26 protein-coding genes are annotated in these 21,601 nt (G+C 68.0%); 17 read left to right on the top strand and 9 right to left on the bottom strand.

Translation table 11 applies throughout. The features are described from left to right. The first annotated feature begins 74 nt into the window (after nucleotides 1–74). Nucleotides 75–416, top strand: coding sequence for a hypothetical protein (locus tag HCC78_RS24040; RefSeq protein ID WP_172331324.1), 342 nt, complete (start codon nucleotides 75–77; stop codon nucleotides 414–416). Between the two features lie 36 nt (nucleotides 417–452). On the opposite strand, the gene HCC78_RS24045 is transcribed toward HCC78_RS24040, so the two are convergent. The 3 genes from HCC78_RS24045 to pyrC all read right to left on the bottom strand — a co-directional run bounded on the left by HCC78_RS24045 (nucleotide 453) and on the right by pyrC (nucleotide 4,046). Next, nucleotides 453–1,130: an orotate phosphoribosyltransferase gene (locus tag HCC78_RS24045; RefSeq protein ID WP_172331325.1), complete on the bottom strand. Its 678-nt coding sequence runs from the start codon at nucleotides 1,128–1,130 to the stop codon at nucleotides 453–455. Between the two features lie 98 nt (nucleotides 1,131–1,228). Beyond that, nucleotides 1,229–2,839, bottom strand: coding sequence for a calcium-binding protein (locus HCC78_RS24050; protein WP_172331326.1), 1,611 nt, complete (start codon nucleotides 2,837–2,839; stop codon nucleotides 1,229–1,231). 166 nt (nucleotides 2,840–3,005) lie between these two features. Beyond that, entirely contained in the window at nucleotides 3,006–4,046 is a 1,041-nt protein-coding gene (gene pyrC / locus HCC78_RS24055; protein WP_172331327.1) for a dihydroorotase, read from the bottom strand. 148 nt (nucleotides 4,047–4,194) lie between these two features. Here pyrC and HCC78_RS24060 point away from each other — a divergent pair, with 148 nt between their 5' ends. From HCC78_RS24060 to HCC78_RS24080, 5 genes are all read left to right on the top strand, one after another. Beyond that, on the top strand, nucleotides 4,195–5,037 hold the full coding sequence (locus HCC78_RS24060; protein ID WP_172331328.1) for an urease accessory protein UreD: 843 nt from the start codon (nucleotides 4,195–4,197) through the stop codon (nucleotides 5,035–5,037). Between the two features lie 16 nt (nucleotides 5,038–5,053). Further along, on the top strand, nucleotides 5,054–5,356 hold the full coding sequence (locus HCC78_RS24065) for an urease subunit gamma (protein ID WP_172331329.1): 303 nt from the start codon (nucleotides 5,054–5,056) through the stop codon (nucleotides 5,354–5,356). A 289-nt stretch (nucleotides 5,357–5,645) separates the two neighbouring features. Then, the gene (locus HCC78_RS24070; protein WP_172331330.1) at nucleotides 5,646–5,954 is read left to right on the top strand and encodes an urease subunit beta; all 309 of its coding nucleotides are present in this window, start codon (nucleotides 5,646–5,648) and stop codon (nucleotides 5,952–5,954) included. A 53-nt stretch (nucleotides 5,955–6,007) separates the two neighbouring features. Continuing rightward, nucleotides 6,008–6,709, top strand: coding sequence for a hypothetical protein (locus HCC78_RS24075; RefSeq protein WP_172331331.1), 702 nt, complete (start codon nucleotides 6,008–6,010; stop codon nucleotides 6,707–6,709). 165 nt (nucleotides 6,710–6,874) lie between these two features. Continuing rightward, a complete protein-coding gene (locus HCC78_RS24080) occupies nucleotides 6,875–7,213 on the top strand; it encodes an antifreeze protein (RefSeq protein WP_172331332.1) in 339 nt (112 codons plus the stop codon). A 21-nt stretch (nucleotides 7,214–7,234) separates the two neighbouring features. On the opposite strand, the gene HCC78_RS24085 is transcribed toward HCC78_RS24080, so the two are convergent. Continuing rightward, the gene (locus HCC78_RS24085) at nucleotides 7,235–7,792 is read right to left on the bottom strand and encodes a hypothetical protein (protein ID WP_172331333.1); all 558 of its coding nucleotides are present in this window, start codon (nucleotides 7,790–7,792) and stop codon (nucleotides 7,235–7,237) included. A gap of 256 nt (nucleotides 7,793–8,048) precedes the next feature. Here HCC78_RS24085 and ureC point away from each other — a divergent pair, with 256 nt between their 5' ends. From ureC to ureG, 5 genes are all read left to right on the top strand, one after another. Next, nucleotides 8,049–9,758 (top strand): urease subunit alpha, encoded by a 1,710-nt coding sequence (gene ureC, locus HCC78_RS24090; protein WP_172331334.1) that lies wholly within the window; start codon nucleotides 8,049–8,051, stop codon nucleotides 9,756–9,758. A 432-nt stretch (nucleotides 9,759–10,190) separates the two neighbouring features. Further along, a complete protein-coding gene (locus HCC78_RS24095) occupies nucleotides 10,191–10,448 on the top strand; it encodes a hypothetical protein (protein ID WP_172331335.1) in 258 nt (85 codons plus the stop codon). Between the two features lie 37 nt (nucleotides 10,449–10,485). Further along, nucleotides 10,486–10,953 (top strand): urease accessory protein UreE, encoded by a 468-nt coding sequence (locus tag HCC78_RS24100; RefSeq protein WP_172331336.1) that lies wholly within the window; start codon nucleotides 10,486–10,488, stop codon nucleotides 10,951–10,953. Beyond that, a complete protein-coding gene (locus HCC78_RS24105) occupies nucleotides 10,928–11,593 on the top strand; it encodes an urease accessory protein UreF (RefSeq protein ID WP_253949336.1) in 666 nt (221 codons plus the stop codon). The genes HCC78_RS24100 and HCC78_RS24105 overlap by 26 nt, the downstream gene beginning before the upstream one ends. 14 nt (nucleotides 11,594–11,607) lie before the next feature. Further along, the gene (ureG, locus tag HCC78_RS24110) at nucleotides 11,608–12,249 is read left to right on the top strand and encodes an urease accessory protein UreG (protein WP_172331337.1); all 642 of its coding nucleotides are present in this window, start codon (nucleotides 11,608–11,610) and stop codon (nucleotides 12,247–12,249) included. Here ureG and HCC78_RS24115 read toward each other — a convergent pair. After that, nucleotides 12,237–14,381 (bottom strand): glycosyltransferase family 2 protein, encoded by a 2,145-nt coding sequence (locus tag HCC78_RS24115; RefSeq protein ID WP_172331338.1) that lies wholly within the window; start codon nucleotides 14,379–14,381, stop codon nucleotides 12,237–12,239. The two genes, ureG and HCC78_RS24115, sit on opposite strands and share 13 nt — an antisense overlap. Nucleotides 14,382–14,498: 117 nt before the next feature. Between HCC78_RS24115 and ccmA the strand changes: the two genes are divergently transcribed. Genes ccmA through HCC78_RS24140 form a run of 5 tightly spaced genes read left to right on the top strand, consistent with a single transcriptional unit; the run spans nucleotide 14,499 to nucleotide 17,248 of the window. Then, nucleotides 14,499–15,113 (top strand): heme ABC exporter ATP-binding protein CcmA, encoded by a 615-nt coding sequence (gene ccmA, locus HCC78_RS24120; protein ID WP_172331339.1) that lies wholly within the window; start codon nucleotides 14,499–14,501, stop codon nucleotides 15,111–15,113. After that, on the top strand, nucleotides 15,110–15,766 hold the full coding sequence (gene ccmB, locus HCC78_RS24125) for a heme exporter protein CcmB (protein WP_172331340.1): 657 nt from the start codon (nucleotides 15,110–15,112) through the stop codon (nucleotides 15,764–15,766). The genes ccmA and ccmB overlap by 4 nt, the downstream gene beginning before the upstream one ends. A gap of 48 nt (nucleotides 15,767–15,814) precedes the next feature. Continuing rightward, complete coding sequence (locus HCC78_RS24130) at nucleotides 15,815–16,567, top strand: heme ABC transporter permease (protein WP_172331341.1); 753 nt, start codon at nucleotides 15,815–15,817, stop codon at nucleotides 16,565–16,567. Beyond that, nucleotides 16,564–16,719: a heme exporter protein CcmD gene (gene ccmD / locus HCC78_RS24135; RefSeq protein WP_172331342.1), complete on the top strand. Its 156-nt coding sequence runs from the start codon at nucleotides 16,564–16,566 to the stop codon at nucleotides 16,717–16,719. The genes HCC78_RS24130 and ccmD overlap by 4 nt, the downstream gene beginning before the upstream one ends. Further along, nucleotides 16,712–17,248: a DsbE family thiol:disulfide interchange protein gene (locus HCC78_RS24140; protein ID WP_172331343.1), complete on the top strand. Its 537-nt coding sequence runs from the start codon at nucleotides 16,712–16,714 to the stop codon at nucleotides 17,246–17,248. Before ccmD ends, HCC78_RS24140 begins: the two co-directional genes overlap by 8 nt. A 57-nt stretch (nucleotides 17,249–17,305) precedes the next feature. On the opposite strand, the gene HCC78_RS24145 is transcribed toward HCC78_RS24140, so the two are convergent. Both HCC78_RS24145 and HCC78_RS24150 read right to left on the bottom strand, forming a co-directional pair. Beyond that, nucleotides 17,306–17,731, bottom strand: a complete 426-nt coding sequence (locus tag HCC78_RS24145; RefSeq protein WP_172331344.1) for a cupin domain-containing protein — start codon at nucleotides 17,729–17,731, stop codon at nucleotides 17,306–17,308. Between the two features lie 2 nt (nucleotides 17,732–17,733). Continuing rightward, a complete protein-coding gene (locus HCC78_RS24150) occupies nucleotides 17,734–18,693 on the bottom strand; it encodes a glycosyltransferase family 2 protein (protein WP_172331345.1) in 960 nt (319 codons plus the stop codon). A gap of 155 nt (nucleotides 18,694–18,848) precedes the next feature. On the opposite strand from HCC78_RS24150, the gene HCC78_RS24155 reads away from it, so the two are divergent. After that, entirely contained in the window at nucleotides 18,849–19,277 is a 429-nt protein-coding gene (locus HCC78_RS24155) for a PRC-barrel domain-containing protein (protein WP_172331346.1), read from the top strand. A 117-nt stretch (nucleotides 19,278–19,394) separates the two neighbouring features. Here HCC78_RS24155 and eno read toward each other — a convergent pair whose 3' ends face one another. Together eno and HCC78_RS24165 are read right to left on the bottom strand one after the other, a co-directional pair. After that, on the bottom strand, nucleotides 19,395–20,669 hold the full coding sequence (gene eno, locus HCC78_RS24160) for a phosphopyruvate hydratase (RefSeq protein ID WP_172331347.1): 1,275 nt from the start codon (nucleotides 20,667–20,669) through the stop codon (nucleotides 19,395–19,397). 39 nt (nucleotides 20,670–20,708) lie between these two features. After that, a complete protein-coding gene (locus HCC78_RS24165) occupies nucleotides 20,709–21,599 on the bottom strand; it encodes a DMT family transporter (RefSeq protein WP_172331348.1) in 891 nt (296 codons plus the stop codon). Nucleotides 21,600–21,601 lie beyond the last annotated feature (2 nt).

The following is a 21,601-nucleotide window of genomic DNA, read 5'->3' on the forward strand; positions in this document are numbered from 1 at the left end:
CCCTCTCTCAGCCCCTCGAGCCGATGTCCCTTGACCTCGCCGCCTGAACGGAGCCTATTTCACGTGCCCGGAGCATGTCGCTCGGCAATTTCCACCACATTCGCGACACGACCCGGACCACTCGCTGGGGTCAGTTCACGCTAGCCAATTTGACCAAGGGTTATTATGCATTCCATGGCGAAACTCGGAAAATGTATCGCCATGAGGCCATTGAATACTGCCTGCTTCAGGCAGGCTGCCCAATGACCTTTTCAGAAATTGCGGCGAAATTTGAAACCGAAGAGCACTACCCCAGGGAGAAGGGCCGCCGAGCGCCGCAAGAGTGGCAAGTTAAGCTGCGGGTGAAGAATTACCCGAAACTGTTTTCTGTAGTGGATGGCAAGGTCTTCCCTGTGGAGCGCTTCACCGCTGCTTGAAGCCGAAGCGCTCCGCCAGGCAAAACTCCGGAAGGCTCAGAACTTGCGGGCCGCCTGCCAGCCGCGCGGATCGTCGAGGAATTCCTTCACGCCCGCCAGCGTTTCCGTGCTGAAGGCGCCGGAGGCTTCGGCCTCGGCGAAGACGTCCCACCAGGTGCAGAGCGCGGTGAGCTTCACGCCGTGGTCCCCCAGCGTCTTGCCGATTTCCGGGAAGATGCCGTAGGAGAAGATCACGCAGGTATGCGCGCAGGACGCGCCGGTGTCGCGGATCGCGTCGACGAAGCTCAGCTTCGAGCCGCCGTCGGTGGTCAGATCCTCGACCAGCAGAACCCGCTGCCCCTCGGTCATCGCGCCCTCGATCCTGGCGTTGCGGCCGTAGCCCTTCGGCTTCTTGCGCACATAGGTCATGGGCAGGGCCAGGCGCTCGGCAATGAAGGCGGCAAAGGGGATGCCCGCGGTCTCGCCGCCCGCGACGTTGTCGAACGCTTCGAAGCCGGCTTCGCGCATGGTCTTGCAGGCGAGGAAATCCATCAGCGTCGCGCGGATCCGCGGGTAGCTGATCAGCTTGCGGCAGTCGATATAGGTCGGCGAGGGCAGGCCGGATGCCAGCGTGAACGGCTCTTCGGGGCGGAAGTCGACCGCGCCGATCTCCAGCAGCGCGCGCGCCGTCAGGCGGGCCATCTCTTCGTTCGAGGGGAAGGAGGTGGGGATCATGGGGCGGGCTCCGTCGCTGAAAACTCGGGCTGCTCTAGACCATTCCGACGCTGCGGGAAAGCCCCGCCCGGATGGCGGCCGGGCAGGGCGGAACGGGCTCAGAAGAGGAAGTCGGAGGCTGCCAGATCGGCTTTCCAGACGCCCTCGAGGGTGACGGAATTGCCGCTGCCGCCGTCGATCACAGCGCCGGTGGCGCCGTCGGCGACATGGTTCGCCATCAGGTCCGCAAAATTCCGGATCGCGCCCACGGCGGAAAAATCCAGACGGTCCAGGCCATTGCCGAAATCGGTGACGGTGTCGCCGTCGAAGTCGAACTTGAAGACGAAGACGTCGTTGCCTGCGCCGCCGGTCAGCAGGTCGTCGCCCTTCGCCCCGATCAGCGTGTCATGGCCGCTGCCGCCGTCGAGCGTGTCGAAACCCAGCGAGCCGCGCAGCTTGTCGTTGCCGTTGCCGCCGGTGATCAGGTCGCGCCCCTTGCCGCCGAACAGCAGGTCATGGCCGTTGCCGCCGTCGATCGTGTCCCAGCCGTCGCGGCCCAGGATGCGGTCGCTGCCGGTCAGGCCGATCAGCGCGTTATGGTCCGAATTTCCGTAGATCACGTCCGCGGAATCGGTGCCCGTCGCATTCTCGATCGAGATAAGATAGTCGTGGTTGCCCCAGCCGTCGATCGCATAGCCGCGCGAGTCGACATAGCTGTCGTCGCCATCGCCAAAGGTCGCGTGGCTTTCGAGATCGACCGTCACGCCCGCGGTCCCGCCATAGCGCGCATCGCGGTCATAGCGCACCGTGTCCGATCCCCAGCGGCCGTCCAGGACGTCCGCGCCGTCCAGCCCGCGCAGGATGTTGTCTTCGCCGTCCCCGTAGATGTAGTCGTCCTGCATGGAGCCCCGGACCATCTCGATGTTGATCAGGACATCCTCGCCGGAAGACGATCCGGAAACCGGCCGGGCCCAGCCTTCGCGCAGATCGACATCGACGCCCATTCCGTATTCGTCGGAAAACTCGCGGTAGCTGACTTGGTCGTAGCCGAGGCCGCCATTGATCGTGTCGCGTCCCTCGCCGCCGACCAGATAGTCGTCGCCGCCGCCGCCGAAAATCGAGTCGTCGCCGCCGTCGCCGTATATCTCGTCATCGCCGTTGGCGCCGGACAGCGTCTCGTCGAGCAGCGTCCCCTCGATCACGTCGTCTCCGGGACCGCCGGTCTGCGTGTTCCAGCCTTCGAGCGGATCGAGACCGGCGCCCATCTCGGCAAACCAGATGGCGGCATAGGGGGCCCAATCGCCGCTTGCCTCCCGGATCGCCGTGATGCCGGAGGCGAAGTACTGCGCTTCGGCCAGGTTGGCGAAGACCGGCAGTTCGGTGCCGGCCATCGCGATCAGGACCTGCCCGTATTCATCGCCGAAGGACAGGATGGTGGACGTGTATCCGTGGCCCCAGTCCATTTCGAAGACATGGAAATCTTCGACGTAGTCGAACGAATTGAAGTTGCTGCCGTCGAGGTAGAGCCCGGTGACCGGCACGTAATAGCCTTCGATTGCGAAGGTTCCGCTCTGGTCGCTGTCATATTCGTAGACGAAGTAGGTGTTGCCGGCCTCGATCTCGACCGGATAGGCGTTCGCGTAGCCGTCGAGATCGTAGCTGCCGGCACTCCAATAGGAGATCGGATCCCAGGATGAAATGTAGGTTCCGGAATAGGAATAACTCGGCATGCAAAAAGTCCGTTTCTGGGAAGCGCGGCCGGAGCGGCTTGGCGCACATTGTTAACCGTTATCAACGCAGGTTAATGCAAGGAAGCTTTGTGCCGGGCGGGCCGGGGTAAGGTTTACCCGACCCATGCCTGCCCGGCTGCCCGGACAGGCGGAAATGGCGGCCGGGTCAGGCCTCGACGTGCCAGTAGAGCGGGAAGCCCGGATCGAAGACGGTGACAGGGCCGTTTTCGGTCTCGATCGCCGCCGGGTAGGAAACCGGCGCGCCCTTCTTCAGGGTGATCGTGTCCTCGTTCGGCGGCAGGCGGTAGAATTTCGGCCCGTTCACCGAGGCGAAGCCTTCCAGCTTGTCCAGCGCGCCGGCATTCTCGAAGACCTGCGCCAGGCAGGACATTGTGTTGGTCGAGGAGAACACGCCCGCGCAGCCGCAGGCGCTTTCCTTGTCCTTGGTCAGGTGCGGCGCGGAATCCGTGCCCAGGAAGAAGCGCGGGTCGCCGCTGGTCGCCGCCGCGATCAGCGCGTCGCGATGGGTCGCGCGCTTGGCCACCGGCAGGCAGTAGTAATGCGGCTTGATCCCGCCCACGAGGATGTGGTTCCGGTCGATGATCAGGTGGTGCGTGGTGATCGTCGCGCCCAGGTTGCCCTGCGATTCCGAGACGTACTGCACCGCGTCCGAGGTGGTTATGTGCTCCATCACGACGCGCAGCTCGGGAATGTCGCGGCGCAGCGGGTCGAGCACCGTGTCGATGAACACCGCCTCGCGGTCGAAGATGTCGATGGCGGGATCGGTGACTTCGCCGTGGCAGCACAGCGGAATGCCGACCTGCGCCATGGTCTCCAGCACGCGGCGCACCTTCGACAGGTCGCGCACGCCGGAGGCGGAATTGGTCGTCGCGCCCGCCGGATACAGCTTCACCGCAGTGATCAGGCCGATCTCGGCGGCGGCGCGGATGTCGCGCGGCTCGGTGGTCTCGGTCAGGTACAGCGTCATCAGCGGCTGGAACTTCGAGCCGTCGGGCTTCGCCGCGAGGATGCGGTCGCGGTACTCCGCGGCATCGGCCGGGGTCACCACCGGCGGCACGAGGTTCGGCATGATGATCGCGCGCCCGAAATGGCGCGTGGTCTCGGGCAGGACGGCTTTGAGCATGGCGCCATCGCGCAGATGCAGGTGCCAGTCGTCGGGGCGGCGGAGCGTGAGCGTGTCGGTCATGGCGTTGCTCTTAGCCCCGCGCGCGGGCCGAGGGAAGGGGCTGCACATTAAACGGGCGCGATGCCGGGGCCGGGCCTGCGGCGAGATGCGCGACTGTTGCCTGCGCCGCCCCAGCCGCTAGTGTGGCCCCGAACCGCGAAGGACGCCCATGCTAGACCAGACCGCCCCCGCCACGACCCTGCCGCCGCGCCAGCGCGTGGATGCGCGCGCCGCCGTGAGTTTCGCGCTGAAATCCGGGCGCACCTCGCTGGAGCGGCTGTCCCAGCGGGGCTCCGCCAAGGCGATGATGCCGAAAGTCCACCGTCCCGAGCCGGAAATCGTGTTCCTCAACACCGCGGGCGGGCTGACCGGCGGAGACCGGATCGCTTTCGAGCTGGCCCTCGCGCCGGGCGCCCGCGCCGTGGCGACGACCCAGACCGCCGAACGCGCCTATGCCAGCCTGTCCGAGACCGGCCCGGCGGAGATGGAGGTGCGGCTGCGGGCCGGGGCGGGGGCGCGTCTGGACTGGCTGCCGCAGGAGACGATCCTGTTCGAGCGCTCGGCGCTGCACCGCCGCACCGAGATCGACCTGGAAGGCGATGCCGAATGCCTGTGGTGCGAATCCGTCGTGCTGGGCCGCGAGGCGATGGGCGAGACGCTGCAGCAGCTCGACTTCCTCGACACCCGCATGATCCGCCGCGACGGCGTGCCGGTCATGGCCGAACCGCTGCGGCTGGCGACGGACACGCTCGTGCGCCGCGGCGCGCCCTCGGGCCTGGGCGGGGCGCGGGCGCTGGCCACCATCGCGCTGATCGCGTCGTCCGCGCCGGACCTCGTGTCGCGCGTGCTGCCGCTCTGCGACAGCCCCGGCATCCGGGCCTCGGCCTCCGGCTGGGACGGCAAGCTGGTGGTCCGCGCGCTGGCCGAGAAGCCATTCGACCTGCGCCGCTGGATGGCGCGGGTCCTCGACGAATTGCGGGGACAGCCCTTGCCCCGCGTCTGGACGATCTGAAGAAGGACGGAGCCACATGAACCTGACCCCCCGCGAAAAGGACAAGCTGCTGGTCAGCCTCGCCGCGATGGTCGCCCGCAACCGGCTGGAGCGCGGGGTGAAGCTGAACCACCCCGAGGCCATCGCGCTGATCACCGATTTCGTGGTCGAGGGCGCCCGCGACGGCCGCTCGGTGGCGGAACTGATGGAGGCGGGCGCGCATGTCGTCACCGCCGAGCAGTGCATGGAGGGCATCCCCGAGATGATCCATGACGTCCAGGTGGAGGCCACTTTCCCGGACGGCACCAAGCTCGTCACCGTGCATCACCCGATCCGCTGAGACGGGGGCTCGCGACCAAGTACCGCTGCAGAATTGGCACGATCCATGCGCTTTCGGCTATTCTTTGGGCAGTCGGGCGTTTAGTCTGGGCTTGCGGGCCGCTGCACTGGAAGCAGTCACCGGTTCTGGGAAGGTAATATGGACAGGGCGGCCATCCGGCCCGGCCTGTCCCGCAGGAAACGGCCCCGCGCAGCGGTGCAGGGACCGGGTCCTCCGAGAGTTGCGCCGGCGGCGCAGGGGACAATGGACCGGCCCGCGGGCCGGACCGGCAGAGAACGGAGAGCTCCGCATGATTCCTGGAGAAGTGATGACCGCCGCAGGCGACATCACCCTGAACGAGGGCGCCGAGGTGACCGAGCTGGAGGTGGCCAATGCAGGCGACCGCCCGGTCCAGGTCGGCAGCCACTACCATTTCGCCGAGACCAATGCCGCGCTGCAATTCGACCGCGCCGCGGCGCGCGGCAAGCGGCTGGACATCGCGGCCGGAACCGCCGTGCGCTTCGAGCCCGGGCAGAGCCGCACCGTGACGCTGGTGCCGCTGTCCGGCGCGCGCAAGGTCTACGGCTTCAACCAGGCCGTGATGGGGGCGCTCGACTGATGTTCTTGAATATGTGCTCTGGCAAAACGACGAACTTTGGAGTCTGGGGAGACATGCAGAAACAATTCGTTACCCCTATGGACATGTGGCGCAACGGCATGGAGCTGTGGCTCCGCTCCGCCGAGGCCCAGATGGACATCACCATGAAGATGATGAGCGCCTGCAGCGCCTGGGATGTCGGCCTGACGGCCGCGCGCCAGCTGAAGGACGAGGCCGCCAAGCCCGCGCCGAAGGCGAAGGCCGCGGCACCGAAGCCCGCCCCGGCGCCGGCCGCGCCCAAGGCCGAGAAGCCGGTGCTGAAGGCGGTGCCGAGCGCGCCGAAGCCTGCCGCCACGGGCACCCCGGTGGCCGAGGCGCCGAAGAAGCCCGCCGCCGCCAAGCCCGCGCCGAAACCGGAGGCGGCCAAGCCCGCTCCGGCCGCCGCGAAGCCCGCTGCCGCCGCGGCGCCGGCTCCTGCGCCCGAGCCGAAGCCGGCCCCCGCAGCCGCGCCGAATCCGGCCGAAGCCAAGGCGGAGCCGGCACCGGCGCCCAAGGCGGAGGCCGCCCCCGCGGCGAAGCCCGCCGCGGCCAAGAAGGCGCCGGCCGCGCGCAGCACCAAGGCGGCCTCGGCCACCGGCACAGCCTCGGCCTCGAAGCCCGCGACTCGCCGCCGGACTCCGGCCAAGCCGGCTGCCGCCGAAGGTGCGGCCAAGCCTGCCGCGCCGCGCCGCCGCCGGAGCACTCCGGCCGCGCCGAAGACCGAAGAACCGAAATGACCTGAAAATCCGTCGGATTTTCAGGAGTTTCCGCAAAGGCGTGTCATTCTTGGCACGCCTTTTTCGCTGCCCGGCCCTTGCGACAATTGGGGATGGCGGAAAACGTCAATGCTTTTGCCATAGTATGGCGATGCACGGTCCCCTTCCGGACCGGAAGGAGTAGCGATGTCCAAGTCCCAGGCCGAGTCCGTCCCCTCCATTCCCCATGATGTCCTGAAGCTGGGTTTCGACCTGATGTGGCTCGGGGCCGAGTCCCAGGCCGTCATCGCCATGCGCCTCATGGGGCTCGGCGGGCTGTGGCACATCGATGCCGACGAGCCGGGGCTGATGGTGCTGGAAAAGCATCTGGGCTTTGCCGAGGCGACCGGCGCGGCGCTGGCCGCTGCCAGCCTGGGCGCGCGCTTCGACCAGGTGCTTTCGGCGGCGGTGGAGCCGCTTCGCAACCGCACCGCCGCCAATGCCCGCCGCCTCAGCCAGGCCGGGCTGCGCTTCGCGGCGATCTGAGCGCCCGCCGGGCGGCCGGGGTCAGAGACCCAGGCCAGCCTTGACGCAGGCGCGTCCGGCGGCATTGTTCGGCGCGCCGAAGGCCCCCCACATGTTGCGGCCCGACCAGATGGCCAGCTTCGTTCCGTTCTGCGTCACCGCTTCGCCGCGCAGGGTGCCGGGGGTCGAGGTGCGGAACTGGAAATCGGCCTTCTGACCGTTCGAGCAGTTCAGCACGACCCGCGTCACGCTGCGGTTCATCAGCGGCAGGAAATTGCCGTCGCAGGTGATGCCCGACGGGCCTTCGGCATGGATGCTGCCGCCCTCCGACTGGTAGCTGCGCCCGATCAGCGCCGGGCCCTTGTCGCCGAAACAGGCCACGACCGGGGCGCAGCCGCCCGCGCGCGCGGGATCGGCATTGCACAGCGCGGCCGCGCGGCGCTGGACCTCGGCCGTGACCGCATCGCCGCTTTCGGCGGGGGCGGCGGCAGGGGCGGAAGACGATGAGGCGGCGGGGGAACTGCTCTGCGGATCGCAGGCGGCCAGGACGCCGAATGCGGCCAGCGCGAGAGCGGGGACGAGGGCAGGGCGTGAGGACATGACGAGGCTCCGGTCTGTCGGTCTGGCCCAGAGACTAGACGCGGGCGGGGGCTCCGGCAACGGGCCAAGGCCGCGCATCTGCCTGATTTCCATGCGCCCTTTGGCGCGGTGCGGGGCGGGCGCCGCGCCCGGCCATCTGCACAGTTTGCGGGCATCCCCCGGGGGCTGCATCCTGCCGCAACGCTGCCCCCTTGCGGACCGGCCTGCCTTTCGTGTCATGTGGGCGCGACCAAGACCCGAGACGAGGGAGCCCTCCATGCCCGCAAAGATCACCCGCGCCGCCTATGCCGACATGTACGGCCCCACCACCGGCGACCGGGTGCGGCTCGCGGATACCGACCTGGTCATCGAGGTCGAGAAAGACCTGACCACCTATGGCGAGGAGGTCAAGTTCGGCGGCGGCAAGGTGATCCGCGACGGCATGGGCCAGTCCCAGGTAACCCGCGCGGGCGGCGCCGTCGACACGGTCATCACCAATGCGCTGATCCTCGACCATACCGGCATCTACAAGGCGGATGTCGGCCTGCGCGACGGCCGCATCGCCGCGCTCGGCAAGGCCGGCAACCCGGACACCCAGCCCAATGTCGACATCATCGTCGGCCCCTCCACCGAGGTGATCGCGGGCGAGGGCAAGATCCTGACCGCCGGCGGCTTCGACAGCCACATCCACTTCATCTGCCCGCAGCAGATCGACGACGCGCTGCATTCCGGACTGACGACGATGCTCGGCGGCGGCACCGGCCCGGCGCATGGCACGCTGGCCACCACCTGCACGCCCGGGTCGTGGCACATCGCGCGCATGCTGCAGGCCTTCGACGCCTTCCCGATGAATCTCGCGCTCTCGGCCAAGGGCAACGCTTCGCAGCCCGAACCGCTGGTCGAGATGATCAAGGCCGGCGCCTGCGCGATGAAGCTGCACGAGGATTGGGGGACGACGCCCGGCGCGATCGACAACTGCCTTTCCGTCGCCGACGACATGGACGTGCAGGTGATGATCCACACCGACACGCTCAATGAATCGGGCTTCGTCGAGAATACCGTCGCCGCCATCAAGGGCCGCACCATCCACGCCTTCCACACCGAGGGCGCGGGCGGCGGCCATGCCCCCGACATCCTGAAGGTCGTGGGCGAGGCCAATGTGATCCCGTCCTCCACCAACCCGACGCGGCCCTATACCGTGAACACGCTCGAGGAACATCTCGATATGCTTATGGTGTGCCACCACCTCGACAAGGCGATCCCCGAGGACGTGGCCTTCGCCGAGAGCCGCATCCGCAAGGAAACCATCGCCGCCGAGGACATCCTGCACGACCTCGGCGCCATGTCGATCATCGCCTCCGACAGCCAGGCCATGGGCCGTGTCGGCGAGGTGATCATCCGCACCTGGCAGACCGCCCACAAGATGAAGGTCCAGCGGGGGCGGTTGCAGGACGAAACCGGCGACAATGACAACGTCCGGGTCAAGCGCTTCGTCGCGAAATACACGATCAATCCGGCCATCGCCCACGGGCTGAGCCACGAGATCGGCTCCATCCAGGTCGGCAAGCGCGCGGATCTGGTGCTGTGGTCGCCCGCCTTCTTCGGCGTGAAGCCCGAGATGGTTCTGCTCGGCGGCACCATCGCAGTGGCGCAGATGGGCGATCCGAATGCCTCCATCCCGACGCCGCAGCCGGTCTATACCCGGCCGATGTTCGGCGCTTTCGGCGGCTCGGTCGCGCGGTCTTCCGTGACTTTCGTGAGCCAGGCGGCGCAGGCCGACGGCATCGGCAAGGCGCTCGGCCTCGCAAAGGACACGGTTGCCGTCAAGGGCACCCGCGGCATCGGCAAGGCCGACATGGTGATGAACGCCGCGACGCCGAAGATCGAGGTCCATCCCGAGACCTACGAGGTCCGCGCCGATGGCGAGCTGCTGATCTGCGAACCGGCCAAGGTCCTGCCGATGGCACAGCGCTACTTCATGTTCTGACCGCCAGCGGCAGGACGGGAAATCCGGGCGCAGCGGTCTCTCCGCTGCGCCTTTTGCGTCAGGCCTGCCCGTTTTCCGGGCATCCGTCCACGGCGTCGCTGCGATGCAGCATATTTTTCGCCTCCGCGGGCTTTCCGCCCCGGCCTTTCCCGCATGGCGTGCTAGCTTGAAGATACGGGAGGAAACCGAGCAGCAAGGTTTCCGCATGACGGTTCCAGCATGTCCGCCGAAAGAACAGGCATTGGTGCCGATTTTGCAGGCACCCTCCCATGGGGCAGGGGCTTTCCCGCCGGTCCGGGCTCTTTCGTCGCAGCTGCCTAAAGTTTTGCCTAAGGCTTTCGGGGTAGCCCGGAGAGAGGCCGCGCATGGGCAGGACCGAGGATGGCGCATGCTTTCCGGCGTCCGGTGGCCCGTGACAGGAGTGTTTTGACCATGACAGCAGATGTGTTCGTGCTGTATCCGCCCGATCTGGACAGGGATTTCGATACCGCGCTGGCCAATCTCGGCTTCGGGCTGAACCCGGCGGGATTGCACCGCCGCTACCGCCGAGAGGCGCTGCGCCTCAACACGCTGAGCGATTTCGACCTGGGCATGCTGGGCATCGCGCGTGAGGAAATCCCGGCCTATGTGATGCGCGACAAGTTCTCGGCTTTCGCCGCGCGCTTCGCCTTCCGTTCGGCGAACAGTTGATCTTGCGCTCGGCTGCGGCGAGGCGCAATCTCGCCGCATGAGCGAGACCACTGACACCCTTCCCCTGGCGCAGAGCGTGACCCATGCCGAGCCGGGGGATGACACGATTTCCCTGACTTACAGTGACCGGCTGCTGCGCCGCCGGCGGCTGACCTCGGATGGCGGGACCGCCTTCCTCGCCGACCTGCCGGAGACGCGGGGCCTGGACGAGGGCGATGCCTTCCTGCTGTCCTCCGGCGCCCGCGTGGCCATCCGCGCTGCCGCGGAGTCGCTGGTCGAGATTGCAGGCGACCTGCCGCGGCTGGCATGGCATATCGGCAACCGCCACACGCCCTGCGAGATCGGTCCGGACAGCCTGCGCATCCTCGACGATCACGTGCTGGTGGCGATGCTGCGCCAGCTCGGCGCGACCGTGACGCCGGTCACCGCACCCTTCCGCCCCGAGGGCGGCGCCTATGGCCATGGCCGGACGATGGGGCATGATCATGGCCACCATCACCACTGAGCCGGCCCCCGCGCAGGACCTGCTGACCCTCGTGCAATGGCTCTCCCCTGCCTTCCCGCTGGGCAGCTTCGCCTTCTCGCACGGGCTGGAACACGCGATCTCGGCCGGCACGATCCGCGACGGCGCGGGGTTGGAGGCCTGGCTGGCCGACCTGCTGTCCGCAGGCAGCGGGCGCTGCGACGCGGTTCTGCTGTCCATGGTTCTCGGCGGCGCCGATCCGGCGGAAACCGATGCCCTGGCCGCCGCGCTGGCCGCTGCGCCCGAGCGGCACCTGGAAACGCTGTCCCAGGGGCGGTCCTTCCTTGCAACCACCAACGCGCTTCTGGGCACGGACTGGCCCGAAATGGTGCTGCCGGTTGCGGTCGGCCTGCAGGCGCGGCGGCTGGACCTGGCGCCGGAGACGGTGATCGGCCTCTATCTCCAGAGCTTTGCCGCCAACCTCGTGCTTGGCGCGGTGCGGCTGGTCCCGCTCGGCCAGACCGAAGGGCAGCGCGTGATCGCCGCGCTGGGGCCGCTGATCGAGCGGCTGTCGCGCGAGTTGGCCGGGGCCGGGGAAGAGGCGCTCTGGACCGGGACGCCGGGCGCGGACATTGCCGCCATGGCGCATGAACATCAGGAGGTCCGGCTGTTCCGCAGCTGACCAAGGAGACGGAAATGGCACAGACGAACGGCCCGCTGCGCGTGGGCATCGGCGGTCCGGTGGGCGCCGGAAAGACCACCCTGACCGAGCAGCTCGCCCGCGCTCTGGCGCCGCGGCTGTCGATGGCGGTTATCACGAACGACATCTACACCCGCGAGGATGCAGAGGCGCTGATGCGCGCCCAGGTCCTGCCGGGCGAGCGGATCCGCGGCGTCGAAACCGGCGGCTGCCCGCACACGGCGATCCGCGAGGATGCCTCGATCAACCTTGCCGCGGTGGCCGATCTGCGCGGCAAGTTCCCCGATCTCGACCTGATCCTGATCGAGTCCGGCGGCGACAACCTCGCTGCGACTTTCTCGCCCGAGTTGGCCGACCTGACGCTCTATGTCATCGACACGGCGGCCGGGCAGGACATCCCGCGCAAGAAGGGGCCGGGCGTGACCCGCTCGGACCTGCTGATCATCAACAAGACCGACCTGGCGCCGCATGTCGGGGTTTCGACCGACCTGCTGGAAGAGGATGCAGCCCGCGGCCGGGGCGGGCGCCCCTTCGTGATGGCGCAGCTCCGCCACGGCAAGGGTGTTCCGGAAATCGTCGATTTCCTGGTCCGCGAAGGCGGTCTCGTCCTGCAGCCGGAGCCTGCTCAGGTTTCGTGATCCAGAACCATGGCCCAGGCCGCGCGTTCGGACTGGGTCAGGCGCAGCCCCGAGATCTCCGCGATCAGTGCGGCATTGGCCGGATCGGCGCGCAGCTCCGAGGCGCGCTGCCGGTGCCAGGCAAGGGCAGCTTCTTGCGCCGCGGCAATTTCGGGATCGGCCGTCAGCGCGGCAATCCCCGCCTCGGTTCGGGGCAGGTGGCGCAGGATCGAGCGGTCTTCGCGATCTTGCCAGTCCATCCGGATCCAGTAGTTGCGCCCGATCTCGCGATCGACATGCAGCGCCCGGCCGCGCTGGCGCTTCACCAGGAACCCGTCCAGCGACCGCAGCGGGTAATGGTTCAGCTGGACCAGGTCATAGCCGACGGTTGCAATCGAGGACCGCCATCCGCGGCGGGAGATCTCCGCGCCCATCGGCTGGCCGGAGCCGTTGACCCAATGCGCCTCGTGCAGCCGTGCCTCGTCCGGTTTCGTCGGCCGATGGCAGGAAAGTTTTCCATAGACGCCAATCTGTTGCGACAAGGTCTTGATGCCCCAGGCGGTGTGCGGCTTGGGACAGAAGGCCGGGGCGCAGCGGTTGCAAGTTGCAATCACCGGGCGGCCTCCGATTGCAGCCGAGCCCGATCCGAAGAGCCGCCAGGTCAGCGCCCAATGCGTTGCCTCCGGGGCGGCGGCGAATAGCGCATCGAGCGTGCCGTCGCCGGTGCGGATGTTCACGAACTCGTCCGTATCGATATGCAGGACCCAATGCGCCTGACGCACCAAGTCCGTCGTCACCGCATGGTTCAGCGCGGCCTGCTGCGGGGACTTGCCCCGCCAGCCGTCATTTCCGATCCGCGTCAACCAGCCGTGCCGCGCCACGAGATCGAGCATCCGGTCGGTGCCGTCCGAGCAGTCATTCGTGTAGACGAGAAAGCGGTCGAAACCGGCCGCCCGGTGAAAGGCAAGCCATTCGAGCAGATAGGGCCCTTCGTCCTTGGCGCAGGCGACGATCACGCGCTCGGCGCAGGCCGGGCGTGGCGGCGACAGCCGGAAGGGCGCTTCCGGCGGCACGGCCGGCGCGATCCGGTCATGCGGCGCGTAGCGGGAGCGGACCAGACGGGAATGCACCGGGCGGATCTCGGCGGGCAGGGATGCGCCGCCCTCGCCGGTGTCGTCCGGCCGGGCGGCGCGGCCGGGATCGGCGGCCTGTGCCGCGGCCAGCATCCGCGGCAGCAATCCGGCCATCACGCCGGAAGGGTCGAAATCCAGCTCTTCTGGCAGGAGGTTGCTAGGTGCAACCCCTCCCGCCAGCCAGTCCTTCAGCCTGTCCGCGTCCAGCGGGGGACCATCCTCAAGCAGCGTCCCCATGGCCCGGGCGCGCAGCCGCCGCGGCAGGACCAGCCCCTTGGCCAGCGCTTGCCGGATGAGCGGATTGACCTTCAGCGCGCGGGACAGCGTACGGGCGGAAACCGCAGCCGGGGCCGGGCCCGGATCCTCCAGGCCGAGATGGCGGAGCAGGGCGTCCGGGCCGGGCAGTTCCGTCACCTGTGCAAACCCAGTTCCCCAGAAGAAACGGAAGGCGTGGCGGTCAAGCCAGTGCGGCGGGCGTTCGAGCTCGGGAAATTCGTCGAGTTCCGGCCGCGCCGGGCGCCCTTTGGAGCGCGCGGCGGCCCAATTCGCGGGACGGGTCGCCAGATCGGCCGCGGGCGTCGTCACCCGGCCCCAGAGGATCTGGGCCGACCAGTGCGCGGCCAGCCCGGCGGCGGGCTCGGGATGCTGGAGCAGCAGTTCCACCTCGCCCAAAGGCGCAAGGAAACCGTGCAGCCGCGCCAGTTCCGAAGGATGCACCAAATGCCGTCCGGCGAGATCGCAGGAGACCAGCACCGTCTCCGCTCCGGCGAATTCCGCGGCCAGCTCCTCCCGCAGCCTGGCCGCCAAAGCTGCCTGCCGGTCCTCGGGGGCCAGCCCGCGGGCCGCGCGCAGGGGATCGACATGGCCGGGATCGAGCGAGGCCATGAAGAGCCGCACCCCAGCGGGCCGTCCCGTCGCGGAAGCCCAGTGCAGCCCGCGCGGAACGCCGCACCGGAGCGCCGCCTGCAGGCGGGCGGCGCCCAGCGGGCAGGGTCCGGCATGGAGCAGGATGCGGGTCATGTCCCGGTGTCGCCCGGGAAGGGTTAACAGCCGGTTGGCTCCGACAGCCTCCCCAATAGGTCGCAACGGATGCGCCGGGGCTTTTCCCCGCCCGCGCCATCGGATAGCAGGCAGGGGATGCTGAGCGTGACCGACCTGACCTGCGCCCGCGGCGGCGTGCCCGTGACCGAGGGCGTCACCTTCCGGCTGGAGGCCGGGGAGGCGCTGGTGCTGCGGGGGCCGAACGGCATCGGCAAGACCACGCTCCTGCGGGTCATCGCTGGGCTGGCACCGCCGCTCTCCGGCAGCGTCGAAGGCGCCGAACGGATCGCCTATGCCGGACATGCCGACGGGATCAAGGCGCAGCTCAGCGTGACCGAGAACCTGCGCTTCTGGGCGGCGACCTTCGGAACCTCCGACATTGCCCCGGCGCTGGAGGGCTTCAACCTCGGCGAGCTGCGCGGCCGTCTGGCCGGAACGCTGTCGGCGGGCCAGAAAAGGCGGCTGGGACTGGCGCGGCTGCTCGTCACCGGCCGCCCGGTCTGGGTGCTGGACGAACCGACCGTCTCGCTCGACACGGCCAGCGTCGGTCTGTTCGCGGCCGCCGTGCGGGCGCATCTGGCCGCGGGCGGCGCGGCGTTGATGGCGACCCATATCGACCTGGGCCTGGCGGAGGCGCGGATCCTCGATCTGGCGCCCTACAAGGCGAAGCCGCAGACCCGCGCGTCCGACTTCGACGAGGCCTTCCTGTGATCGCGCTCCTGCTGCGGGACCTGAAGCTGGCGGTTCGCGCGGGCGGGGGCTTCGGCCTGGCGCTGGCCTTCTTCCTGATCGTCACCGTGCTGGTGCCCTTCGCGGTCGGCCCGGACACCCAGCGGCTGCAGCCGATCGCGGCCGGCGTCCTGTGGATCGGCGCGCTGCTGGCCTGCCTGCTGTCGCTCGACCGGATGCTGGCGCTGGATCACGAGGACGGCACGCTGGACCTGCTGGCGACCGCGCCGATCCCGCTGGAGGGCGTGGTGCTGGTCAAGGCCTGCGCACATTGGCTGACCACCGGCCTGCCGCTGACGCTGATCGCCGCGCCCCTGGGCGTGCTGCTGAACCTCGCGGAGCCGGGCTATCTCTGGCTGGTCGTGTCGCTGGCCTGCGGGACGCCCGCGCTTTCCATGATCGGTGCCTTCGGCGCGGCGCTGACCGTAGGGCTGAAGCGCGGCGGCCTGCTGCTGTCGCTTCTGGTGCTGCCGCTCTATGTGCCGACGCTGATCTTCGGCGCGGAGGTTGCGCGGCGCGGCGCCGAGGGGCTGGAGACGCAGGTGCCGCTGATGCTGCTGGCTGCCATCACGCTGGGGGTGCTTGCCGCGATGCCTTTCGCGGCGGCGGCGGCGCTCAGGATCAACCTGAGGTGATCGGGGCCGATATTGTGCGCGGGAAAACGGGGAGGTAACAGAATCGGGATGGGATCTGTCTGGGAATATGCGAATCCGGTGAAATTCAGCCGGACGGTGTCGAAGGTGCTGCCCTTCGTGTCGGTTGGCGCGCTTGCCTGCCTCGCGGTCGGGCTGGTCTGGGGCTTCTTCTTCACGCCGGAGGACTACCGCCAGGGTTCGACCGTCAAGATCATCTACCTGCATGTCCCGGCCGCCATGGTCGCGATCAATGCCTGGCTGATGATGCTCGTTGCCTCGCTGATCTGGCTGGTGCGCCGCCACCATGTCAGCGCGCTGGCCGCGCGGGCCGCGGCGCCCGTCGGGCTGGTCATGACGCTGATCGCGCTGGCGACCGGCGCGATCTGGGGGCAGCCGATGTGGGGCACCTGGTGGGCCTGGGATCCGCGCCTGACCTCCTTCCTGATCCTGACGCTGTTCTACCTGGGCTACATCGCGCTCTGGGAGGCGCTGGAAGACCCTGACACGGCCGCCGATCTGACCTCGGTGCTGTGTCTCGTCGGCTCGGTCTTCGCGATCCTCAGCCGCTACGCTGTGAATTTCTGGAACCAGGGGCTGCACCAGGGCGCGTCGGTGATGCGCGTCGAGGCCGTGACCGGCGCCGATACCGAAGAGAAGGTGTCGAACATTTTCTTCGCGCCGCTGATGGTCTGCATGGCGGGCTTCGTGCTTCTGTTCCTGGCGCTGGTGCTGCTGCGCACGCGCACCGAGATCCACCGCCGCCGCCTGAAGGCGATCGAGGCACGGGAGCGGATGGCATGATGCCTGAACTGGGGAAATACGCGGGTACCGTCCTTTCGGCCTATGCGGTGTCTCTGCTGCTGCTGGTGCTTCTGGTGGCGGCCAGCATGATCGCTGCGCGCAAGGCCGCGCGTGCCCTGAAGGATGCAGAGGAGCGCCGCAGGAATGGCTAGGATCTCTCCGCTTGTCGTGCTGCCGCCGGTGCTGTTCGCCGGCCTGGCCGTTGCCTTCTATGTCGGGATGCAGCGCGAGAACCCGGACGCGCTGCCCTCGACGCTGGAGGGCCGCGAGGCGCCGGCCGTCACGCTGGCGCCTCTCGGGACACTGCCCGAATTCGACGTGTCCATGCTGAAGGACGGGCAGGTGAAGCTCGTCAATTTCTGGGCCTCGTGGTGCGCGCCCTGCCGCGTCGAGCACCCCAACCTGGAGGCGCTGGCCGCCCAGGGCGTGACGGTCTACGGCATCAACTACAAGGACCAGCCGCAGAAGGCGCTGGCCTTCCTGCAGGAGCTCGGTAACCCCTATGCGGCCGTGGCCGAGGATGCCAGCGGGCGGGCCGGGATCGACTGGGGCATCTACGGCGTGCCCGAGACCTTCGTGATCGACGGCACGGGCAAGGTCATCCTGCGGTTCCCCGGTCCGATCACCGAGCGGGTGATCGATGAGACCATCCGTCCGGCCCTGGCCGAGGCTGCTGGTTGAGATTCGCCCGGAAATAGTGTGATTTCACGGGTGGTTGCAGCATGCAACCGCCCGGCATCATCCCGGAATGTCGAAGCCGGGCGCAGCCAGCTCGAAGCCCGCGAAATCGAAGCCGGGACTGACCGCGCAGCTGACCAGGGTCCAGTCCCCGGCGGTCTCCGCCGACTGCCAGTGATGCGGCGGCACGAGGATCTGCGGCAGCTGCCCGCTTGGAAGCTCCGGCCCCAGCCGGTGAAGCGCGGCCGGTCCCGCGGCCGTTTCCGAAATCCGCAGGGACAGCGGCGCCCCCGCATGCCAGAGCCAGTGCTCGGCAGCGTCCACCCGGTGCCAATGGCTGCGTTCTCCCGCGGCCAGCAGGAAATAGATCATCGTGCCCGAAGGGCGCTGCCCCCGCGCGGCCTCCGCCCGCCAGGTCTCGCGGAACCAGCCGCCCTCCGGGTGGCGCTCCAGCCCCAGCGCGGCGATGATCTCGTCTGCCGTCATGCTCATATCCCCGTCTGCACGAACCGCTCGGGGATCACCCGGCGTTCGCTGGCCAGCCTCTTGTCGCGGGCGGGCGTCACGTAGTCGATGACCCGGTAGCGGTCGAGCTTCTTGGTGCGTTTCCGCTCCGGTCCCATCATGCCGCCGATCCGGACCGGTTCGCTGCGGCCGAACAGCCGCTGCATCACGTCGCGCCCGGAAAAGGGCGTGCCGTCCAGCGGCATCTCGTTGTACCTGCGCAATTCCTCCAGCGCGCGGTCGCCGTCCCAGAGCCAGAGCTTGCCGGTATTCTTCGCCACGCTGGTGCGGAAGGCGCGGCGTTCCTCCTGCCGCGACAGGAAGCGGTCGGCATCGATGAACTTCATGTGCACCAGATGCAGGTCGGGGTCGAAGACGAAGGGCTTCTCCGCGGCATGCGGCCAGATCCGGCTGCCGGTGCCCAGCATGTGCGGCTTGGTGTAGAGCAGCGAACAGAAGAAGCTGCGGCGCTGCGCGAAGATCGGCTGCGCCGGGTCGAAGGCGGCTTCGCTGGCGACGTCGTGGAACATCTCCATGCCGAGCCCGGCGGTGATCTGGTTGTCCGTGCCGCGCGCCTCGACATAGGCGCGCAGGTCGGGATAGCGCGCCGGGTCCGGGACATAGATCTCGTCGGCGTCGTTGAAGATGACGACGTCATAGAAGGCCAGCAGCCCGGTCAGCAGGCTGCTGATCAGCTCGAAGCGCTTGGCATCGAAGCGGCCGGCGCTGCGGGCCTCGGACAGGCTTTCGAGCGACGGAATGCGGAAGCTTTTGACGCAGCCCGCGCCAAGCTCGCCCGGGAGCATTTCAGCCGGGCTGCGCGACGAGCAATGGTCGAGGATGAACAAGTTCTCCGCCCCGAACAGGCGCGAGTAGTAGCGGAACCAGATGGGAAGGAAGAAGTCCTCGTCCTTCATCATGGTCACGCAAGCGGTCTTGGTCATGTCGTCCTTCGGGGTCTTGCGGCGATGCCGTCCGCGGGTCTGCAGACTTTGGCCGGCGGAACTCCGCGCATCAAGCGGACAATGGGCCGCCGCAGGAACCGTCAGGCGCCGCGCCGTGTTGTCGGGACATGACACGCCAATAGAAGGAGGTTTCCATGACCCGTTTCGCCATTCCCGCCCTCGCTGCCGCAACCGCGATCGCCGCTGCGCCGCTCTGGGCCCAGGATGCGCAGATCGACCCGGGCAACCTGATCCTCGCCTCGGACCTGAAGGGCGCGGAGATCTACTCGGATTTCGAGAGCGGCAGCTGGGCCGAGGAACCCAGCCTGTCCTCCGTCGGCGACGACTGGAAGCCGATCGGCCATATCGAGAATGTCGTTCTGGACATGAACGGCGACATGTACGGCGTCGTCGCGGATGTCGGCGGCTTCCTCGGGATCGGCGACAAGCACGTGCTCTTCGCCATGGACAAGGTGATGATCCTGCCGAAATCCGACGGCAACGACAGCTACCAGATCGCGGTCAAGGAGACCGAGGACGAGCTGGAGGCGATGCCCGCAGTGGAGAAGGGCTGGCTGGAATAACCCGGCCGCCTGGCGGGGCAGCAGAACGTCAAAAGGGGGCTCGCGCCCCCTTTTCTCGTTTGTCCAAGCGGTTGCGCCCTGCAACCGGTGCCGGTCAGCGACGGTTGCGGGCTGCACTCACTTCAGGATCGAGCTTCCTGCATATTCCGCGGTGGCGCCGAGCATTTCCTCGATGCGGATCAGCTGGTTGTACTTGGCAAGCCGGTCGGAGCGGGCCAGCGAGCCAGTCTTGATCTGGCCGCAATTGGTCGCCACGGCGAGGTCGGCAATCGTCGAGTCCTCGGTCTCGCCCGAGCGGTGGGACATGACGTTGGTGTATTTCGCGCGGTGCGCCATGTCGACGGCCTTCAGCGTCTCGGTGAGGCTGCCGATCTGGTTGACCTTGACCAGCATCGAGTTCGCGACGCCCTGCGCGATGCCGTCGGCCAGGCGCACCGGGTTGGTCACGAAGAGGTCGTCGCCGACCAGCTGCACCTTGTCGCCGATCGCGTCGGTCAGCAGCTTCCAGCCTTCCCAGTCGTCCTCGGCCATGCCGTCCTCAATCGAGATGATCGGGTAGGCGTCGCAGAGCGCCTTGAGGTAGTCGACATTCTCGGCCGAGGTCAGGGACTTGCCTTCGCCCTTCATCTCGTACTTGCCGTCCTTGAAATACTCGGTGGAGGCGCAGTCGAGGGCCAGGTAGATGTCCTCGCCCGGCTTGTAGCCGGCCTTCTCGATGGATTTCAGGATGAAGTCGAGCGCCGCGGTGGTCGAGGCCAGCTCGGGGGCGAAGCCGCCCTCGTCGCCGAGACCGGTCGACATGCCCGCCGCGGACAGTTCCTTCTTCAGCGTGTGGAACACTTCGGAGCCCATGCGCACCGCGTCGCGGATGTTCCCCGCGGAGACCGGCATGATCATGAATTCCTGGATGTCGATCGGGTTGTCGGCATGCTCGCCGCCGTTGATGATGTTCATCATCGGCACCGGCAGGATGCGCGCCGAGGTGCCGCCGACATAGCGGTAGAGCGGCTGCGTGGTGAAATCGGCCGCGGCCTTGGCGCAGGCGAGGCTGATGCCGAGGATCGCGTTGGCGCCGAGGCGGCCCTTGTTCGCGGTGCCGTCCATCTCGATCATGGCGGCGTCGATGGCGGCCTGTTCGGTCACGTCCATGCCGACAAGTCCTTCTGCCAGCTCGCCATTCACGGCGGCGACGGCTTCCAGGACGCCCTTGCCCATGTAGCGCGACTTGTCGCCGTCGCGCTTCTCGACGGCCTCATGCGCGCCCGTGGAGGCGCCCGACGGGACGGCGGCCCGGCCCATGGTGCCGTCCTCGAGGATGACGTCGACCTCGACGGTCGGGTTGCCGCGGCTGTCGAGAATCTCCCGGCCGATGATGTCGATGATCGTGCTCATGGTGCTGCTCCCTCTCGGAAAAACCTGTCCGCGACCCTGTTAGCTTGCCTTCAGGGCCGAGGAAAGTGGGCGACTGCGCGCATGCCGTTCGCGATGGAGCGTGTAGAGCCCCGAAGCGAGGATCATTCCGGCGCCCGCAAGCATGGGCAGATCCGGCCTTTCGCCGAAAATCAGGAAGCCCAGGGTGATTGCAAACAGCAGCCGGGTATATCGGAACGGCGTCACCACCGCGACCTCGCCGATGCGCATGGCCTGCGTGATCGCGAAGTAGCCGCAGATCCCGCAGCAGGCGGCGAGCCCCAGAAACAGGAGGTTGCGGGGCGCAACCGTGCCGCCGGTCCCGAGGAAGGGCACCAGGATCGCACCGGCCACCGCCATGGCGCCGAAGCCGTAGAAGGCGATCAGCAGGGAGGGCACTTCGCGCGGGACGGCGCGGGTCGCGAGGTCCCGGCTGCTCATGCAGACCGTGGCGGCCAGCGCCAGCAGAGAGACCGGCTGGAATCCCTCCAGTCCGGGACGGATGATGATCAGCACCCCGGCAAAGCCGGTGGCCAGCGCCATCCAGCGGCGCCAGCCGAAGACGGCGCCGAAGAACAGCACCGCGCCGAATCCGACGATCAGCGGCGCGGCCTGCATGATCGCCGAGGCGACCGACAGCGGCATGTTGACGATGGCGGCGACCATGAAGGCCGTGCCCGCGACTTCGGCCAGGTTGCGCAGCACCAGCGCGGGGCTGAAGAAGACCGGCGACAGGATGCGGATGCGCCGCGCCCGGCAGATCGTGCCGAAGGCCAGCAGACCGGCGAGCCCGACGAAGATCAGCACATAGCCGATCGGCATCGCCGCGGCGAGCGTCTTGATCAGCGCGTCCTCGACCGCGAAACTCGCCATGGCCAGGACCATGAAGCCGATCCCGCGCAGATTTTCCAATA

The organism is Mangrovicoccus sp. HB161399, assembly GCF_013184745.1.
GTDB lineage: Bacteria > Pseudomonadota > Alphaproteobacteria > Rhodobacterales > Rhodobacteraceae > Mangrovicoccus.

Coding starts and splice junctions, on each gene's coding strand:
- HCC78_RS24080 (WP_172331332.1), top strand. CDS start 6,875: ATGTCCAAGTCCCAGGCCGAGTCCGTCCCCTCCATTCCCCATGATGTC.
- HCC78_RS24100 (WP_172331336.1), top strand. CDS start 10,486: ATGAGCGAGACCACTGACACCCTTCCCCTGGCGCAGAGCGTGACCCAT.
- HCC78_RS24095 (WP_172331335.1), top strand. CDS start 10,191: ATGACAGCAGATGTGTTCGTGCTGTATCCGCCCGATCTGGACAGGGAT.
- HCC78_RS24070 (WP_172331330.1), top strand. CDS start 5,646: ATGATTCCTGGAGAAGTGATGACCGCCGCAGGCGACATCACCCTGAAC.
- pyrC (WP_172331327.1), bottom strand. CDS start 4,046: ATGACCGACACGCTCACGCTCCGCCGCCCCGACGACTGGCACCTGCAT.
- ureG (WP_172331337.1), top strand. CDS start 11,608: ATGGCACAGACGAACGGCCCGCTGCGCGTGGGCATCGGCGGTCCGGTG.
- HCC78_RS24060 (WP_172331328.1), top strand. CDS start 4,195: ATGCTAGACCAGACCGCCCCCGCCACGACCCTGCCGCCGCGCCAGCGC.
- ccmD (WP_172331342.1), top strand. CDS start 16,564: ATGATGCCTGAACTGGGGAAATACGCGGGTACCGTCCTTTCGGCCTAT.
- HCC78_RS24140 (WP_172331343.1), top strand. CDS start 16,712: ATGGCTAGGATCTCTCCGCTTGTCGTGCTGCCGCCGGTGCTGTTCGCC.
- HCC78_RS24105 (WP_253949336.1), top strand. CDS start 10,928: ATGATCATGGCCACCATCACCACTGAGCCGGCCCCCGCGCAGGACCTG.
- HCC78_RS24075 (WP_172331331.1), top strand. CDS start 6,008: ATGCAGAAACAATTCGTTACCCCTATGGACATGTGGCGCAACGGCATG.
- HCC78_RS24040 (WP_172331324.1), top strand. CDS start 75: ATGTCGCTCGGCAATTTCCACCACATTCGCGACACGACCCGGACCACT.
- HCC78_RS24050 (WP_172331326.1), bottom strand. CDS start 2,839: ATGCCGAGTTATTCCTATTCCGGAACCTACATTTCATCCTGGGATCCG.
- HCC78_RS24145 (WP_172331344.1), bottom strand. CDS start 17,731: ATGACGGCAGACGAGATCATCGCCGCGCTGGGGCTGGAGCGCCACCCG.
- HCC78_RS24130 (WP_172331341.1), top strand. CDS start 15,815: ATGGGATCTGTCTGGGAATATGCGAATCCGGTGAAATTCAGCCGGACG.
- HCC78_RS24150 (WP_172331345.1), bottom strand. CDS start 18,693: ATGACCAAGACCGCTTGCGTGACCATGATGAAGGACGAGGACTTCTTC.
- HCC78_RS24065 (WP_172331329.1), top strand. CDS start 5,054: ATGAACCTGACCCCCCGCGAAAAGGACAAGCTGCTGGTCAGCCTCGCC.
- HCC78_RS24085 (WP_172331333.1), bottom strand. CDS start 7,792: ATGTCCTCACGCCCTGCCCTCGTCCCCGCTCTCGCGCTGGCCGCATTC.
- HCC78_RS24045 (WP_172331325.1), bottom strand. CDS start 1,130: ATGATCCCCACCTCCTTCCCCTCGAACGAAGAGATGGCCCGCCTGACG.
- ccmA (WP_172331339.1), top strand. CDS start 14,499: ATGCTGAGCGTGACCGACCTGACCTGCGCCCGCGGCGGCGTGCCCGTG.
- HCC78_RS24155 (WP_172331346.1), top strand. CDS start 18,849: ATGACCCGTTTCGCCATTCCCGCCCTCGCTGCCGCAACCGCGATCGCC.
- ureC (WP_172331334.1), top strand. CDS start 8,049: ATGCCCGCAAAGATCACCCGCGCCGCCTATGCCGACATGTACGGCCCC.
- HCC78_RS24115 (WP_172331338.1), bottom strand. CDS start 14,381: ATGACCCGCATCCTGCTCCATGCCGGACCCTGCCCGCTGGGCGCCGCC.
- eno (WP_172331347.1), bottom strand. CDS start 20,669: ATGAGCACGATCATCGACATCATCGGCCGGGAGATTCTCGACAGCCGC.